Raw genomic sequence first — 15,189 nt, 5'->3', positions numbered from 1 at the left:
TGGTCGAGGCCGGCCCGGTGGTGGTGGCGGCTACTTGCCCCAGCAGATCTTTGTGGCCTGGTCGGGAGTGATACTTGTCACGCCGGAGACCGGTGTCTGGGTGACGAGGCGGGATCCCGTGTTGAAGAAGTCGAGTCCGGCGGAGGTCTTCGGCTTGGCTCCGGTCTTGGCGAGCTTTACGATCGCCTCCATTCCGAGCGCCGCCATCTTCGACGGGTACTGCTGGCTGGTTGCACCGATGATGCCGGACTTGACCTGGCCCACCCCGGTGCAGCCACCATCGATCGATACGAGGATGGTCGACTTCTCTTTGCCTGCGGCCTTGAGCGCCTGGTACGCACCATACGCCGCAGGCTCGTTGATCGTGTAGACCACGTTCACGTTGGGGTCTTTGGCGAGGATGGTCTCCATCGCAGTGCGGCCGTCGGCAGCGTCACCGTTCGTCGGCTGGTGGCCGGCGATCGTGTAGCTCCCGCCTTTGCCGCCTGTGTAGCTGCCGCTCTTCGCCTCGCTGCCGTTCTTCTTCGAGTCGGGAACAGTGATCCCCATACCCTTCAGGAAGCCCTGGTCGCGGTTGAGGTCGACCGACACGACCTGCGTGTTGAACAGGTCGAGCATCGCGATGTCAGCGGACTTGCCGTCGAGCTCCGCTGCAGCCCACTTGCCGATGTCTTCTCCGGCGGTGAAGTTGTTGGTGGCGAACGTGATGTCCACGGACGACGGCGGCGTGGGAACCGTGTCGAGAGCGATCACGAAAAGACCGGCCTTGCGGGCTTTGTCGATCTCGTTCTGAACGCCCGGCCCGTTCGGTGTGATCAGGATGCCCTTGTCACCACGGGCGATGGAGGCTTCGATTGCCTGGACCTGGGTGCCTACGTCGCCGTCCTGTTTGCCTGCCGCAAGGGTGAGGTTGACGCCCGCTTTGGCCGCGTCGGCCTTGGCTGCATCCTCCATTGCAACGAAGTAGGGATTCGTCGTGGTCTTCACGATGAGAGCGACACCGACCTTGTCGGAGCCGCCGGATCCGGAGCAGCCTGTGAACGCAAGTGCTGCGAGGGCTGCGATGGAGCCGGCGGCGGTGAGGCGCATGGTGCGCGAGGTGCTGCGATTCAACATTGAACTTCCTCTGGTTAGGGGGATGTCAGATCCCCTGACAACGATGTCATACTTAGTTCTAGAACATGAATGCTATATAGTCAAGGGCAATCGCATCCTTGGAGATCAAATCGTGACATCGTTGTCAAGTGAGTCGGTACCGTTCAGGGGCCGTCGGCCCACCATGAAAGACGTGGCCGCCCTTGCGGGCGTCGGAATCAAGACCGTGTCCCGCGTCATCAACGGGGAACCCAATGTCTCGTCCGCAACGATCGAGCGCGTTCAGTCGGCCGCCGACCGGCTGAACTACCAACCCGACATCCACGCCGGCAATCTCCGTCGAAGCGACCGCAGGACTCAAACACTGGGGTTGCTGGTCGGAAGTGTCGCCAACCCGTTCTCGGGTGCCGTTCACCGTGCCATCGAAGATGCGGCCACAGCCCGCGGAGTCGCCGTCTTCGCGTCGAGCCTCGACGACGATCCTGCGAGAGAACGCCTTGCGGTCACCGCCTTCCTCAGACGCCGCGTCGACGGGCTCATCCTCACGGCCGTGAGCAAGAGCCAGGGCTACCTGCTTCCCGAGCAGGAGCGCGGCACTCCCATCGTGTTCATCGACCGGGAACCGTCCGGGATCGACACCGACGCGATCGTCAGCAACAACGCCGAGGGCGCCGCCATGGCGACCCGGCACCTCCTCGAGCGCGGGCATCGCCGAATCGCGTTCCTCGGCGACCGGCACGACATCCAGACGGCCGTCGAACGCCGACGCGGCTTCCTCGAGGAGCTCGGCCGGGCTGGGATTCCAACCGGAGATGCCTGGGTCATCGAGGACCTGCACGACGAGCATGCGGCGCACGAGGCCGTCGCGTACCTCCTTGAAGGCGATCCTCGCCCGACCGCCATCTTCAGCGCCCAGAACCTCATCACGATGGGTGCCATCCGCGGGCTCCGCGATCGCAACCTCCAATCATCCCTGGCGCTGGTCGGCTTCGACGACGTCGAGTTCGGCGATCTCCTCGACCCCGGCATCACGGTCATCGCCCAGGACCCCGACCGCATCGGCCACCTCGCCGCGGAACGGATCTTCGCGCGGCTCGACGGAGAGGGAGTCCCTGTCGAAACCGTTGTCGTCCCCACCACGCTGATCGAGCGGGGTTCTGGAGAGATCGCGCCCACCGAATAGCCCGACCGAATCACGAAACAGAGGGAACACGAATGCCAGTACTCGATCGCTTCGACCTCCACGGACGCACTGCCGTCGTCACGGGTTCGACTCGCGGCCTCGGTCGCGCTTTCGCCCGCGCCCTCGCCGAGGCCGGTGCGAACATCGTCGTCGTCGGACGGAACGCCGAGGCCGCGGCCCTCGTGAAGGAGGAACTCGAGGCGATCGGGGCAGAATGCCTGACGGTCGTCGCCGACGTGACCTCCCGCGCGGACGTCGAGCGGATCGCGAGCAGCGCCATCAGACGCTTCGGCCGGGTCCACATCCTCGTGAACAACGCCGGGGCCTGCATCCACAAACCCGCCCTCGAGGTGACCGATGAGGAGTGGCGTCAGGTGATGGATGTCAACCTCGACGGCGTCTGGATCGCCAGCCAGGTGTTCGGACGGCACATGATCGAATCCGGCGGCGGAACGATCGTCAATATCGGTTCGATGTCCGCATCCATTGTCAACCGGCCGCAGTGGCAGCCGGCATACAACGCGTCCAAGGCAGCCGTGCACCACCTCACACGCAGTCTCGCCGCCGAGTGGGCCCCCCACAACGTCAGGGTGAACGCCCTCGCGCCCGGATACATGCACACAGACATGTCGCCCATACATGAGCCCCGTTTCCGGCGGCACTGGATCGAGGACGCACCGCAGCAGCGCGCCGGCGAACCCGACGAGCTCGGGCCTGCCGTGGTATTCCTCGCAAGCGACGCCTCCAGCTTCATGACGGGCTCGGTGCTTACCGTCGACGGCGGATACAGCGTCTACTAGGCCGACACTCACTCGGGGTCGGCGCCGGTCTCGTCGATGAGCGCCTGCAGGTCGATCTCCACGAATTCCTGGATACGCAGCAGACGATCGGTCGGGTCCAGGTCTACGGACGCCTCCCGTGCGACGAGACGTTCTTCGATCGAACGAGCGATGTCGAACCAGGCGTCATCCCGCGCGCGCTCGATGAGTTCGAGGAGGAACGACTCATCGCCCGCACGTTCGAGGAGGGCCCCCGCGAGAGCTCGTGAGAGACCTTCCCGTCGTCGGAGGTTCAGGTCGTCGACGGGGCGGTAGTCGTGAACGTGTTCCGACGGCCCATCCAAATGGGATGCCCACTCACGGTCGCTGGCTACCCGGTCGGCCGCGCGGGAAGACTCATCCGCCAATCCGCGAAGGACATCGATGGCCACTGGCAGGAAATGTCGGGCCTGGAACGGATCCCCGTAACGAAGCGCACGGATCGTGATCGCGTTCCGCAATGCCAGCCTGGTCGCGTATTCGGCGATCATCAGCCCCTCCTCGAGCGCATGCTCGAGCGAGGTCGGTTTGGGCGAGTCGAGGCTGGACTCGTCGAAGCGCCGGAAATCAGGCGTTCTTCGTTTACGGAATCTCACCCACCATCGCCTCACGCCGAGAACCCTAGCGCGCGGGTGTGTCCTGCGCCTCAGCCCCGCTTCTTAACCGGTTCGACATCCAGCTCTCCCGCACGTGGGGGGTTCGCCCCGGCGCGCGCGACGGTGATCGCGGCCGACCGCAGTGCCACGCCGGCGATGTGCTCGACAGCCGTCCGGTCGAGTCTGCCCGTCAAGACCGCACCCGTCAGCCCGGAGCCGAGAATCGCGTACAACAGCCCCGACATGAAGGCGTCACCGGCACCCACCGTGTCGACGACGGCGACCGAGGGTGCGGGAAGGCGCAGCTCCACAGCATCGGTGCGCATCAGGCAGCCATGTGGACCGCGCGTCACGGCGAACAGCGTCGTACCGCCGGCGATGTATTTCTCGGCGATCTCATCGAGGCTTCGATTCGGGTAGAGCCAGGCGGCGTCCTCGTCGCTCATCTTCACAACATGACACGTGGCGGCGAGGTCCTCGACGCGGCGGGTGACCCCGTCGCGGTCTCCCATGATCGCAGGCCGGATGTTCGGGTCGAAGCTCAGGAGCACGGATGGATCCGCCGAGGCGAATATCGTGCGAACGGATTCTGCACCCGGTTCCAGAATCGAACCGATCGATCCTGTGTGGATGAGATCGGCTCCCGCGACGACAGGGAGTGAGATACTCCAGCGCAGGTCGAAGCCATAGGTGGCTGCTCCCGACGCATCGAGTGTTGCGGTGGCGGTCGATGTCGGATCGACGGTGAGCGAGCCGGCCTGCAGGGTGACGGCCGAGTCGCGGAGGTGCTCCACGATCATCCGGCCGTTGTCGTCGTCCCCGAGTTGGGTGACGAGGGCGGTGTCGATACCGAGCCGGGCGAGTCCGACTGCAACGTTCATCGGACTACCGCCCGGTTGACTGCGAACGCCACCCGCGGCGTCACGGATGACGTCGACGAGGGCTTCGCCGATCACGATTGCGTGAGCACCCGTCACCTTGCAAGCCTCCAAAGAACCAGTGGACTCGATGTTACAAAGTCGAGGCCACCATCGAACTACTCCTGGCCGTTGTAGGCGTTGGCCATCGCATTCGCCAGTGGTGTGACCGTGAGTCCCACGAGGCCCGCCGCCCCTCCTGTGGACGAGAGGGCGATACCGTTGCTGCCGGACCGTGGGAATGTCAGGTCCGTGATCGCGGTCGTACCGCCCTGTGCGAAGGCTTCGACGGATGTCTTATCCAGGTAGATCTCCAGGCGCAGCAGCCCGTGATCCAGGTGCACGGCTGCCGCGTCGATGCTCGGGAACGCAGAGTTGAAGCCGACATTTCCGGAGTGGGTTCGATCAACGCTGAGCGTGCCCGTTGTCGTGTCATATGTAACCGATAGGTACTGCGAGCCGTCCGCCGAGCGGAAAAGCTGTAGCCCGAATGACTTCGCGGAACCGGCCGCAAAAACGGCATCGAGGCGGGCGGAGTTCTCACCGGTTGTGGCTGACAGGACCTTCGTTCCAGCGGGAATTGCGGTCGGCCCAATCACCTTGAGCTGGCGCAATTCAGCCAACTGGGTCACCTGGGGTGCAACTTTCTGCACGATGCGGGGCTGGCCGTCGATCGTACGGAGCGAAAGGATGCGCGGCGCGGACTGCGTTCCCCGCCAGCCGTTCGTCGGAATGGTGTTCGCGTAATCCCAGTTGTTCATCCACCCGACTGCGATCCTCTGGTTCGCGGGCGCGTCATTGAAGGTGACCGCAGCATAGAAGTCGTGGCCGTAGTCGAGCCAGTGCGCGCGCTGCGTCATGCTCAGCGCAGGCTGGTCAGCGAGCGTGAACTGGTCGGCGAGGAGATGGCCCCACCCTCCCTGGTTCATGTCCACCAGCTGAAGCTGGGCTTGCTTGCCCTGCAGGTCGCTCAGATCCCAGCTCGTCCAATCCAGCAGACCACTGTCGTTTCCCGTCGCCGTGCGCACGACCTGACCGTCGACGATGAGATTGGCGCCGGTTTCGGTGTTCCACGGGTTCGCGATCGCATCGGAGAAAACGATGTTGTCGACCATCATGTGGCCCCACCCCGCGCTTCCGTCGCTTTCGTCGACGACTTGCAGTGTCGCTTGCTGGCCGACAAACGCTGACGCGTCCATGTGCACCCAGTCCATGTTCGGGGTGTTGTTGCCGGTGACGCTGGCAACGACGTTCCCGTTGACAACCAGGTTGACGGAGGTCGGGTTCGCCTGACCCCACGGATGTTCACCGCCGGCGGTCAGCAGATTGATGTACGGATGAGCGACTGTGAACGTCGGTGAGGTGATGGTGCCCTCGGCAGCATCACAGCCGGCCTGGCAGGTGTCGAGAACGCCGCTGCCGAGTTGACCGCTCAACGACTCTTTGGACGGGGTGATTCCGGCGAATGAGCCCGTACCGGTCCAGCCGGGCAGCGAGTCGCCTTCGAAGTCCTGGAAGGTGTCCCCTGCCGGAGCAGCGGTCGAGCCACCCGGAATGTACGGGTGGTTGCCGCCGCCGATCAGGAAGTTGAGATGCGTCTTGTCGATTATGAATGCCGGTGACGTCAGCGATCCCGTCTCCGCATCGGAGTTGTGGAAGGTGTCAACGTAGCCCGACCCGATGAATCCGGTCGCTCCTGTGTTGTGCGCCGGGCCCGTTCCGAACGCCGTGCCGGTCGTCGTCCAACCGGCTCCGTAGGTTGCCCCCTCAAAGTCGTTGAGACTGGTGCCGGTGGGTGCCGAGTACGGAGCTTCGCTATTCGTAAACGTCTTCCCATCGAACGACCCGACGAAATATTCGGCCTTTCCAGCAACGTTCACCGTCAACACCCACTTGGTTTCGCTGGCCTTGCCGTCGAGTTGCATCGGAAACAGGTCGGGGCATTCCCAGACCGCCGTCGTCACACCATCCGGCCCGAACTCGCTGTGCTCGGTCCAGTTCTTCAGGTCAGGCGAACCATAGATGGCCACCTTGTGCTGGTCTGACAGCGCCACCACCATCCGCCACTGCTTCGCCGGCGCGTACCAGAACACCTTCGGGTCACGGAAATTGTGGGAGCCGATGTCGATCACCGGGTTGTTCGCGTACTTCGTCCAGGTGGTGCCGCCGTCGTTGCTATACGCGATCGACTGCCGCTGGACGCCAGTCGCGCGCGGAGCACTCGTATACACGGCAACGAGCGGACCCTTGCCGTTCGCGCCGAGACCGCTGGTGTTTCTGCTGTCGTAAACAACGCTTCCCGACCAGACCTCCTCGTTGCTGTCTGACGGAATCGCGATCGGCAACTGCTTCCAGTGCGTGAGATCCGTGCTGACCGCATGGCCCCACGATGCGTTCCCCCCGGTATTTCCGGTCGCGTTGTACTGATAGAAGAGGTGATAGCGCCCGCCGTAATAGATAAGACCGTTCGGGTCGTTCATCCAGTTCTGAGCCGGCGTGTAGTGATAGTCGGGCCTGGTGTCCGGCTGCGCGATGGAGTCCGCCGTCGCCGGTGCAGGAACCGCGAACGAGAGTGACAGAAGTGCCGTGGATACGACAGCGGCCACTGTGAGTGCAGCTCGGGTGAAGATCGTCATCGACCAACCTGTTCGTGAAGTGTCGTGGACAAGTCCAGTCCGTTCCCCGACACGCACTGATGTGCGCTGCGGAGCCGGCCGGCCTGTGTGGAAGACCTCGATGTCAAACATGACAACGTTGTCAAGACGGCACCTTACGCAATGTCTACGAGACAAGTCAACCCGTTTCTGCAGCGCCGGCAGTGTGCCCGCGCCCGCTCAACCAAAGACCAGGTACATCCCCGGCTTGCCCGGCTCGACGAGCTCGAACTTCAGGCGCAGATCGGCGCGCCGCATGAGCTCCACCTGCTGGGTGAACTGCTCATTCGTGACGAAGACGGGTCTGTCCACCTTCCACTCGTCCGCGAACCAGGTGCGAAGGGCGGCCAGAAGCCGCTCATCCATCCCCTTCTCCATCTGACTGCGACGAGCCCAGAAGTACACGACGGCCTCCACGTCGGCCCACTCGTCGTCACCGACAGGCGTGACCGTGGATTTCTCGAGGAAGGAGGCGCCGATGGGGAAGACGTAGACACAGCCGAGGGACTCGCTGCCGTCCGGAGCGAGCACCGTGTACGTGAACGCGCGACCTTCGGCGTGACGTTCTTCCAGGCCGACGAGGTCTTCCCGGTTTGCCTCCACCGTGAAGTCGTCCGCGGGCCACTCCGATTGCTCCCAGAGCCGTAGATCGTCCCGCGTCTCCATCACGGCGGCATGATCCTTCTCCGCGTCGTCGGCCACGATCGGACGCAGTACGAACTCCGCGGTTGTCAGTCCAGCGGGAGCGGGTCCGCCCCAATGGGTGTTTGTCACTCGGCCTCCTTCGTCGGCGCGGAAACCGATCAGGCGAATATCGCGTGCACGCCCGTGGCAATCGTGAAGATCACGACGCCGGCGATCGCCCCGACCACCGTGCCGTTGATGCGGATGAACTGCAGATCGCGGCCGACCTGCAGCTCGATCTTCTGCGTGGTCTCGCGCGCGTCCCAGCGCTGGACCGTGTCACTGATCACCGAGGCGAGATCGTGACGGTACTTCTGCACCGCATAGCCCGCTGCGTCGGCGATCCACGCGTCGATCTTGGCCGCGAGCGCCCGATCACTCGAGAGCCGCACGCCGATATCGACCAGCGCAGATGTCGCTGCCGACCGCAATCCGCTCGCGGGATCGGCCAGCGACTCGTCGAGCGTCGTCTTTACCGCGTCCCACAGCTGGGCGGCGAAGGAGCGCAGCCGGGGACTCTGCAGGAACTCGGCCTTGATCTGCTCGACCCGTTCGGCCATCGCGTCGTCGTTCTGCAACCGATCGGTGAGATCGAAAAGGTAACCGTCGATCGCCACCCGCAGGGGATGCTCCGGGTCGTAGCGCACCGACTGCAACAGGCCGATCACTTCTCGATGGGCGCGCTCGTCGGCGAGGTCGCCGACGAACCCGGGAACCCAGCGCGGCAGACGGGTGGAGACGATCTCGCCGAGCGCATCCGGATGCTCGTTGAGCCACGTCTCGGCCGCATCGACGAGGGCGTCGACGACCGCTCGCTGCTGGTCGGCGGCGACGAGTTCCGACCCCACCCGACCGAGCGTGGGAGCCCACTCCGGGTCGAACAGATACTCCCGGGCGAGCCTTTCTATGAGACTCTCGACGTCGCCATCGCCGAGGAGGCGCAGCACGCCCTGAGCCATCACGGCACCCTCGGCGCTCGCTCGCTCCGCATTCACCGGATCAGCGAGCCACCCGCCCAGTCGGTCGGCCACACTGAAGGTGGCCAGCTTGCTGCGCACCACCTCGTCGGAGAGGAAGTTCTGTTCGACGAACTCGCCGAGGCTCGCCCCGATCTCGTCTTTGCGGTTCGGGATGATCGCCGTGTGCGGAATACGCAGACCGAGCGGATGCCGAAACAGCGCGGTCACTGCGAACCAGTCCGCGAGGCCACCCACCATCGCCCCCTCCGCCGCCGCCCGCACGAAGCCCAGCCACGCATACCGGTCCTCGAATGCGAAAGCGACCGCGAAGACGACCGCCGAGATAAACAGGAGGGCCGCCGCGAGCGTCTTCATGCGCCGAAGCGCAGCTCGACGCTCGAGGTCGGTCTCACTGATCAGACTGTCGCGCGTGGTGGTGGTCATCGTGTTCCTTCCGGGACGCCGCACTCACCACCGTAAGTGACGCGGACTAAAGTGAATGCTCAGACGACCGAAAGGTGGACGTGACGGACGATGCAGCCTGGCCGGCGCTCGCGGTGGAGACCTGGACGCCGACTCGCGACACCGTGCACATGTGGACGCAGATCGTGGGCAAGATCCGGATGGCGCTGGCCGCCCCTGTCAACCACTGGTGGCATGTCACGTTGCGCGTCGACGCGCGCGGGCTGACGACGGGAGCGATCCCGGTCGGCACACGACTGCTGGAGATCGGCTTCGATTTCGTCGACCATGTGCTGCTTGTGCGCACGAGCGACGGCGGCCTGGTGTCCATTCCGCTTCCCGGCCGATCCGTCGCGCAGTTCTACGCCGAGGTCTTCGAAGCGCTCCTCCGACTCAACGTCGAGGTCGCCATCCACCCCTCGCCGAACGAGGTGGAGATCGCAATCCCCTTCGCCGACGACACCGTCCACGCCGACTACGTTCCGGAGCACGCGAACGCCTTCTGGCGCCAGCTGGTCCAGGCAGACCGCGTCCTCCAGCGCTTCCGCTCCGAGTTCCGCGGCAAAGTCAGCCCTGTGCACTTCTTCTGGGGAGCGATGGATCTTGCCGTCACGCGCTTCTCCGGGCGGACCGCTCCCCCGCACCCGGGCGGCGCGCCGAACTGCCCGGACAGCGTGATGCGCGAGGGCTACTCGCACGAGCTGAGCAGTGCGGGATTCTGGCCGGGCGGAGGTTCCGAGGGCGCGTTCTACTCGTACGCGTACCCGGCGCCCGAGGGCTACACGGAGGCCGAGCTGCCGCCCGGAGCATGGTTCAGCGAGGAGTATGGCGAGTTCCTGCTTCCCTACGAGGTCGCAAGGACCTCGCCCGACCCTGACGCGACCGTGCTCGCCTTCCTCCGCGCCACATACGACGCGGCCGCTCTGCGCGGCGACTGGTCTCCCGAACTGCTGATCGCACCGCACCACGCGAGGAGTCGACGATGACGGACGGAGTCAACACGACCGTGCCGCCGAGCGGCGTCGGTTGCGTCGAATGCGATCGGGACGGCGGTTGGTGGGTTCACCTGCGGCGCTGCGCCGAGTGCGGCCACGTCGGCTGCTGCGACGACTCGCTCGCACGGCACGCCCGCGCGCATGCCGCGGCGACCGGACACCGTTACATACAGAGCTTCGAGCCCGGCGAGGACTGGTTCTGGGACTTCCGCACCGACCAGTACGCCGATGGCCCGCCGCTCGCGCCCCCGTCGAGCCACCCGGACGAGCAAGGCGTTCCCGGTCCGGCGAGCCGACTGCCCGCCGACTGGCGCGCCATGCTTATGCAGCGCGCCGAAGCCGAAGCGACGAACTGACGAGACCTCCCTCCCGCGAGAGAGTGAGGTTCTGCACGGTCGGTTACGTGGACGAGTCCGTGCCCAGAAGCAGCCGGCGCTGGCGCGCGTAGCGCGTCTCTTCCCTCGGATCCGTCCGGGTTGGTGAACGGTTCGGCAAGCAGGTGCTGGGCTAGGAGTATCAGCCCGACAAGTCGTTCATTGGCTCCGCGCGGTCTGCGTTCTTGGCGTGCCGTGGCCGATCATCGGGTGGCGACGAAGCCCAAGATAGTCATCGACGCCTCAGGTCTCGAATGGGGGCGATCAACGACCGCCGACACGCTCTCCCCGCCCGTTCGCAACTGACGGCAACGCCTGAGCGTCACCGTCGAGGCGTTCCCCGTCAGGGACTGTGCCGCTGTTAGTCCAGCGGCATTCGTACGGGACGGATCGTGAATGAGTTGTCGTCGGTGATAAGCAGCAACTCGACACCGTCGCGGTGTCTGAGGACGACCAAGGCGGATTCGTCAACTTCGAGCACTCGTTCGACTTGGCGGAGGAAGATCTGTGCCATCTCATCCGAGACGATGAACTCGCGGCCCAACGCTCCGACCACGTAATGGGATTTGTGCGCTGCGGAGACGGAGTGATTTTGCAGCCGGAATGCTTCGACTGCCGCGGTCGCCGCCTGCCGTTCCTGGATGTTCACCTGTGCCTCCTGGGGAGAGGTTAGCTTTTCGCCGGGCGGCCAGACAGGGATTGAATTCACAGCCGCGTCGTGCCCCTATCGCCCGCACGGGACCGCCCCGCTCCATTCGTAGCGATCTGTGAAGCCCTAGCGCTGGCGGCCGGGGGCGGTGTCTACTGGCTGAATGAACCCACTCAATTGGGTGCTCCAGGGAAGTCAATGCTGAGCAACCACCGCCATCCGTCTCGCCCCGGCCCTTGACCCGTCCGGCTGGTTTCAGGCGGGGTCGCGATCGCTCTCGGCGCCGAGTTTGCGTGAGAGTTCGTCGGCGGCGGCTGCGACGTAGCGTCCGAGTCCTTCCAGGCGGTCGCCGATGCGGCTCTTGGGTGCGCTCACGTTGATGGCTGCCACAGTTCGACCGTTGAGGTCGCGAACGGGTGCGGACGCACCGACGACTCCGACCTCGAGCTCTTCGTCGAGCGTCGCGTAGCCGCGGGCACGGATGCGCGCCAGCTCGTCGAGCAGAGTGTCGAAGTCGCGCACGATCGCCTTGTCTTCTGGTGGCGAGCTCAGCACCGAGAAGCCGGCTGCTGCCATGATCGGGTCGGTCGGGCCGACGATCGGCAGGTCGCTGCCGTGCTCCTGGTACCACCGGGAGAGCGACGTCCGATCCCAGTCGCTGAGAAGAACCCGCCCCGACGGTGTGCGCCAGGCCGCCGTTGTGATCCCCTCCCAGCCCGTCGTGCGGAATTCGTGGGGGCTCAGTTCGCTGAGCACCGTGAGAACGTTGCCGCCGCGCAGCACGCAGAGGTGTGTGGTCTCGCGCGTCGACTGCGCGATCTTCCGCAGGTAGGGACGCGACTCGGAGACCAGCCTGCTCTCGCTGGTTCGAGCCGCAAGTGCGTACAGACGGGATCCGAGCCGGTAGGTGAGACTCGCCTCGTCGCGGTCGAGGATTCCCGCATCGGCGAGCGTTGCGAGCGACCGTGAGACGACAGCCTTGTCGCGGCCGGTGAGTTGCGCCACACGGACAACCCCGAGTCCGCGGTTCTGGGCAGCTTCGGGACCACCGAGAAGGTCCAGGATCTCGATGTCGCGGGCGAGTCCGGAGGCGTTGCGGCGCGGTGCGGCTGGCGTGGTCATGGGTACAAGATAATCCCGAGTTGCCATATCGACAACACCTATTGTCACAGTGTCATCGCCTGCATCTAAGGTTGACCCACTGAGCCCACTCAATGCAGAGAAGGGATGGTTCATGGAAACTGGTTTCAGCTTCGCGAGTCTCGCGCTCTTTCTGAGCGACAGATCGGGCGACATCATCGACCTTACGGTCCAGCACATCGCGGTCGTGGCGATCTCGCTCGTGATCGCACTGGTCGTCGGAGTCGTCATCGGCGTCGGGGTGTGGAACAAGCCCATCTCGAGAGCCACCGCGCTGACGGCCGCTGGAATCGCGATCACCATCCCGTCGCTCGCGCTGCTTGCCCTGCTCTCCCCGATTCTCGGGCTCGGATGGGGTCCCACGGTCGTGGCCCTGGTCTTCTACTCCCTCCTCCCGATCATCCGCAACACCGTGGTGGGACTGCGCGAAGTGCCCGCCGACGTGCTCGAGTCGGCGCGCGGCATGGGCATGAGCCGCACCAAGGTCATGCTCACGACGCAATTGCCGATCGCCTGGCCGGTGATCATCACCGGAGTTCGCGTGGCAGCCCAGCTCACCATCGGCATCGCCGCGATCGCCGCCTACGTGGCGGGCCCCGGCCTCGGCCAATACATCTTCACCGGGCTCTCGTCCATCGGCTCGCGTAACGCGATCAACTACGCGCTGACCGGAACCGTGCTGATCATCATCCTCGCGCTGGTCGTCGACGGCGCCTTCATCCTCGTCTCCCGCTACACAACCTCAAGGGGTCTTCGTGCCTGACATCACCAATACAGGGTTTCTGACCGCCATCTCCCAGCAGTCGGCCGGTGTGAGCATCGAGCTCGATTCCGTCACGAAGCGCTACCCAGGGCAGCCCGCACCCGCCGTCGAGAACTTCTCGATGAACATCCGGCCCGGCGAGCTCATCATCTTCGTCGGCCCAAGCGGCTGCGGCAAGACCACGACGATGAAGATGATCAACCGCATCATCGAGCCGACGTCCGGCAGCATCCGCATCGACGGCAAAGACGTGCTCTCGCTCGACCCCAACCAGCTGCGCCGACACATCGGCTACGTGATCCAGCAGATCGGCCTCTTCCCGCATCGAACGATCGCCGAGAACATCGGCACCGTACCGAAGATGCTCGGCTGGTCCAAGGGCAAGGTCGCAGAGCGCGTCGACGAACTCCTCCGCACTGTGCAGCTCGACCCGGCCGTGTTCGCCAACCGCTACCCGCGTCAGCTCTCCGGCGGGCAGCAGCAGCGCGCCGGCGTCGCCCGGGCGCTTGCGGCGAACCCGCCCGTGATGCTGATGGACGAGCCGTTCGGAGCCACAGACCCGATCACCCGCGAGAAGCTGCAGGCAGAATTCCTTCGCCTCCAGGCCGAGCTCGGCAAGACCATCATCTTCGTCACGCATGACTTCGAGGAGGCCATCCGACTCGGCGACCGCATCGCGGTGATGAGCGAGCGAAGCCAGATCGAACAATTCGACACGCCTGCGAACATCCTGGCCGCTCCCGCCAACGAGTACGTCTCCTCGTTCATCGGGCAGGGCGCAGCGATCAAACGGCTCACACTCATCCCGGTCACCGAGGCACGGCTGCTGCCGGCCGCGGCCGAGGGAACGCCGAGCATGCCCATCGACGGGTCTCTTCGTGACGCACTGGATCTCATCGTGCTCACCGGCAGCGCGTCCATCAACGTGGTCGACCCCGACGGTCAGCCGATGGGCTCACTCGACCACGCATCCATCTCGGCAGTGCTCGGGGCCGGGTCCCTGCCGGTCGGGGGCCGGCCATGACCGCCACCCTCGACTGGAGCACCGGCCGCGTCTCGCGTGCGCGCGATCGCAGCACGGTCATCGCGCGACGCGCCGCGGCCCCGGTCTTCGTCGCCGTGGTGCTTGTCGCCACGTTCCTCTGGATCTCGACGCTGCACCTCGACTCGATCGAGCAGCGCACCCTCAACTCGGAATACATCACGGCGCGCATCCGCGAACATCTGGTGCTGACGCTGGTGGCGTCGTCGTTGGTGGCGGTGCTCGCCATCCCCGCCGGCATCCTGGTACACCGGGTGCAGTCGAAGACGTTCCGGGGCTTCGTGCTCACGCTCGGCAACATCGGCCAGGCGACACCGGCGGTCGGCGTGGTCATCCTGCTCGCCATCGTCTGGCAGACCGGGTTCGCGACTGCGCTGGTCGCGCTCGTCGCCTATTCGTTCCTGCCTGTGCTGCGGAACACCATGGTCGGACTCGAACAGGTCAGCCCCGACTCGAGGGAGGCAGCCCGGGGAATGGGTATGACGCCTGGCCAGGTGCTGCGCCAGATCGAGCTGCCGCTCGCGTCGCCGACCATCCTCGCCGGGCTCCGAACCTCGCTCGTGTTCTGCGTCGGCGTCGCGACGGTGGCGACCTTCATCAATGCGGGCGGCCTCGGCGACATGATCGTGAACGGACTGAAACTCCAACGGTTCCCCGTACTTCTCGTCGGCGCAGTGCTCGTAGCTGCGATCGCCGTCATCATCGACTGGCTCGCCGGCATCGTCGAAGACATCGTCCGTCCGAAAGGCCTCTGACCGGAAGGCCGACGACTCACATCCAGCCCCACCCGTCCCACCTCACCAATCCCTGCATCACCCGTCTCGCGGCGGTGCACTGACGCGCCCTGCGACCACACGA

Annotated in this window: 15 protein-coding genes; 7 read left to right on the top strand and 8 right to left on the bottom strand. The window is 65.1% G+C overall.

The window, feature by feature from the left end:
• Positions 1-30: 30 nt before the first annotated feature.
• Positions 31-1,116: a substrate-binding domain-containing protein gene (locus ACPPVQ_RS01830; RefSeq protein ID WP_426518037.1), complete on the bottom strand. Its 1,086-nt coding sequence runs from the start codon at positions 1,114-1,116 to the stop codon at positions 31-33.
• A gap of 163 nt (positions 1,117-1,279) precedes the next feature.
• Between ACPPVQ_RS01830 and ACPPVQ_RS01825 the strand changes: the two genes are divergently transcribed.
• Together ACPPVQ_RS01825 and ACPPVQ_RS01820 are read left to right on the top strand one after the other, a co-directional pair.
• Complete coding sequence (locus tag ACPPVQ_RS01825) at positions 1,280-2,278, top strand: LacI family DNA-binding transcriptional regulator (RefSeq protein ID WP_426518035.1); 999 nt, start codon at positions 1,280-1,282, stop codon at positions 2,276-2,278.
• 32 nt (positions 2,279-2,310) lie between these two features.
• Positions 2,311-3,078 carry an SDR family NAD(P)-dependent oxidoreductase gene (locus tag ACPPVQ_RS01820; RefSeq protein ID WP_426518033.1) on the top strand — a complete coding sequence of 256 codons (768 nt, stop codon included), beginning with the start codon at positions 2,311-2,313 and terminating at the stop codon, positions 3,076-3,078.
• 8 nt (positions 3,079-3,086) lie between these two features.
• Here ACPPVQ_RS01820 and ACPPVQ_RS01815 read toward each other — a convergent pair whose 3' ends face one another.
• The 5 genes from ACPPVQ_RS01815 to ACPPVQ_RS01795 form a co-directional block, all read right to left on the bottom strand.
• Positions 3,087-3,692, bottom strand: coding sequence for a hypothetical protein (locus tag ACPPVQ_RS01815; RefSeq protein ID WP_426518031.1), 606 nt, complete (start codon positions 3,690-3,692; stop codon positions 3,087-3,089).
• A gap of 50 nt (positions 3,693-3,742) precedes the next feature.
• Positions 3,743-4,669 (bottom strand): carbohydrate kinase family protein, encoded by a 927-nt coding sequence (locus ACPPVQ_RS01810; RefSeq protein WP_426518029.1) that lies wholly within the window; start codon positions 4,667-4,669, stop codon positions 3,743-3,745.
• 59 nt (positions 4,670-4,728) lie between these two features.
• A complete protein-coding gene (locus tag ACPPVQ_RS01805) occupies positions 4,729-7,245 on the bottom strand; it encodes a GH32 C-terminal domain-containing protein (RefSeq protein ID WP_426518027.1) in 2,517 nt (838 codons plus the stop codon).
• 198 nt (positions 7,246-7,443) lie between these two features.
• The gene (locus ACPPVQ_RS01800; RefSeq protein ID WP_426518025.1) at positions 7,444-8,037 is read right to left on the bottom strand and encodes a GNAT family N-acetyltransferase; all 594 of its coding nucleotides are present in this window, start codon (positions 8,035-8,037) and stop codon (positions 7,444-7,446) included.
• Positions 8,038-8,066: 29 nt separating this feature from the next.
• The gene (locus tag ACPPVQ_RS01795; protein ID WP_426518023.1) at positions 8,067-9,350 is read right to left on the bottom strand and encodes a DUF445 domain-containing protein; all 1,284 of its coding nucleotides are present in this window, start codon (positions 9,348-9,350) and stop codon (positions 8,067-8,069) included.
• A gap of 80 nt (positions 9,351-9,430) precedes the next feature.
• Between ACPPVQ_RS01795 and ACPPVQ_RS01790 the strand changes: the two genes are divergently transcribed.
• A complete protein-coding gene (locus tag ACPPVQ_RS01790) occupies positions 9,431-10,354 on the top strand; it encodes a DUF5996 family protein (protein ID WP_426518021.1) in 924 nt (307 codons plus the stop codon).
• Complete coding sequence (locus ACPPVQ_RS01785; RefSeq protein ID WP_426518019.1) at positions 10,351-10,719, top strand: UBP-type zinc finger domain-containing protein; 369 nt, start codon at positions 10,351-10,353, stop codon at positions 10,717-10,719. The genes ACPPVQ_RS01790 and ACPPVQ_RS01785 overlap by 4 nt, the downstream gene beginning before the upstream one ends.
• 379 nt (positions 10,720-11,098) lie before the next feature.
• Here ACPPVQ_RS01785 and ACPPVQ_RS01780 read toward each other — a convergent pair whose 3' ends face one another.
• Complete coding sequence (locus ACPPVQ_RS01780; RefSeq protein ID WP_426518017.1) at positions 11,099-11,386, bottom strand: hypothetical protein; 288 nt, start codon at positions 11,384-11,386, stop codon at positions 11,099-11,101.
• A gap of 255 nt (positions 11,387-11,641) precedes the next feature.
• Entirely contained in the window at positions 11,642-12,508 is an 867-nt protein-coding gene (locus ACPPVQ_RS01775) for an IclR family transcriptional regulator (protein ID WP_426518015.1), read from the bottom strand.
• A 112-nt stretch (positions 12,509-12,620) separates the two neighbouring features.
• Here ACPPVQ_RS01775 and ACPPVQ_RS01770 point away from each other — a divergent pair, with 112 nt between their 5' ends.
• From ACPPVQ_RS01770 to ACPPVQ_RS01760, 3 genes are read left to right on the top strand one after another with little or no spacing between them, the layout of a single operon-like run.
• Entirely contained in the window at positions 12,621-13,289 is a 669-nt protein-coding gene (locus ACPPVQ_RS01770; RefSeq protein WP_426518013.1) for an ABC transporter permease, read from the top strand.
• On the top strand, positions 13,282-14,313 hold the full coding sequence (locus ACPPVQ_RS01765) for an ABC transporter ATP-binding protein (RefSeq protein WP_426518011.1): 1,032 nt from the start codon (positions 13,282-13,284) through the stop codon (positions 14,311-14,313). Before ACPPVQ_RS01770 ends, ACPPVQ_RS01765 begins: the two co-directional genes overlap by 8 nt.
• The gene (locus ACPPVQ_RS01760) at positions 14,310-15,086 is read left to right on the top strand and encodes an ABC transporter permease (RefSeq protein ID WP_426518009.1); all 777 of its coding nucleotides are present in this window, start codon (positions 14,310-14,312) and stop codon (positions 15,084-15,086) included. Before ACPPVQ_RS01765 ends, ACPPVQ_RS01760 begins: the two co-directional genes overlap by 4 nt.
• Positions 15,087-15,189: the final 103 nt, after the last annotated feature.

It is taken from the genome of Leifsonia sp. McL0618, assembly GCF_049994905.1.
GTDB lineage: Bacteria > Actinomycetota > Actinomycetes > Actinomycetales > Microbacteriaceae > Diaminobutyricibacter.
Note: the sequence above shows the minus strand (reverse complement) of the source record. Positions and strands in the feature narration are given on the sequence as shown.

Coding starts and splice junctions, on each gene's coding strand:
- ACPPVQ_RS01760 (WP_426518009.1), top strand. CDS start 14,310: ATGACCGCCACCCTCGACTGGAGCACCGGCCGCGTCTCGCGTGCGCGC.
- ACPPVQ_RS01830 (WP_426518037.1), bottom strand. CDS start 1,116: ATGTTGAATCGCAGCACCTCGCGCACCATGCGCCTCACCGCCGCCGGC.
- ACPPVQ_RS01795 (WP_426518023.1), bottom strand. CDS start 9,350: ATGACCACCACCACGCGCGACAGTCTGATCAGTGAGACCGACCTCGAG.
- ACPPVQ_RS01775 (WP_426518015.1), bottom strand. CDS start 12,508: ATGACCACGCCAGCCGCACCGCGCCGCAACGCCTCCGGACTCGCCCGC.
- ACPPVQ_RS01825 (WP_426518035.1), top strand. CDS start 1,280: ATGAAAGACGTGGCCGCCCTTGCGGGCGTCGGAATCAAGACCGTGTCC.
- ACPPVQ_RS01805 (WP_426518027.1), bottom strand. CDS start 7,245: ATGACGATCTTCACCCGAGCTGCACTCACAGTGGCCGCTGTCGTATCC.
- ACPPVQ_RS01785 (WP_426518019.1), top strand. CDS start 10,351: ATGACGGACGGAGTCAACACGACCGTGCCGCCGAGCGGCGTCGGTTGC.
- ACPPVQ_RS01820 (WP_426518033.1), top strand. CDS start 2,311: ATGCCAGTACTCGATCGCTTCGACCTCCACGGACGCACTGCCGTCGTC.
- ACPPVQ_RS01770 (WP_426518013.1), top strand. CDS start 12,621: ATGGAAACTGGTTTCAGCTTCGCGAGTCTCGCGCTCTTTCTGAGCGAC.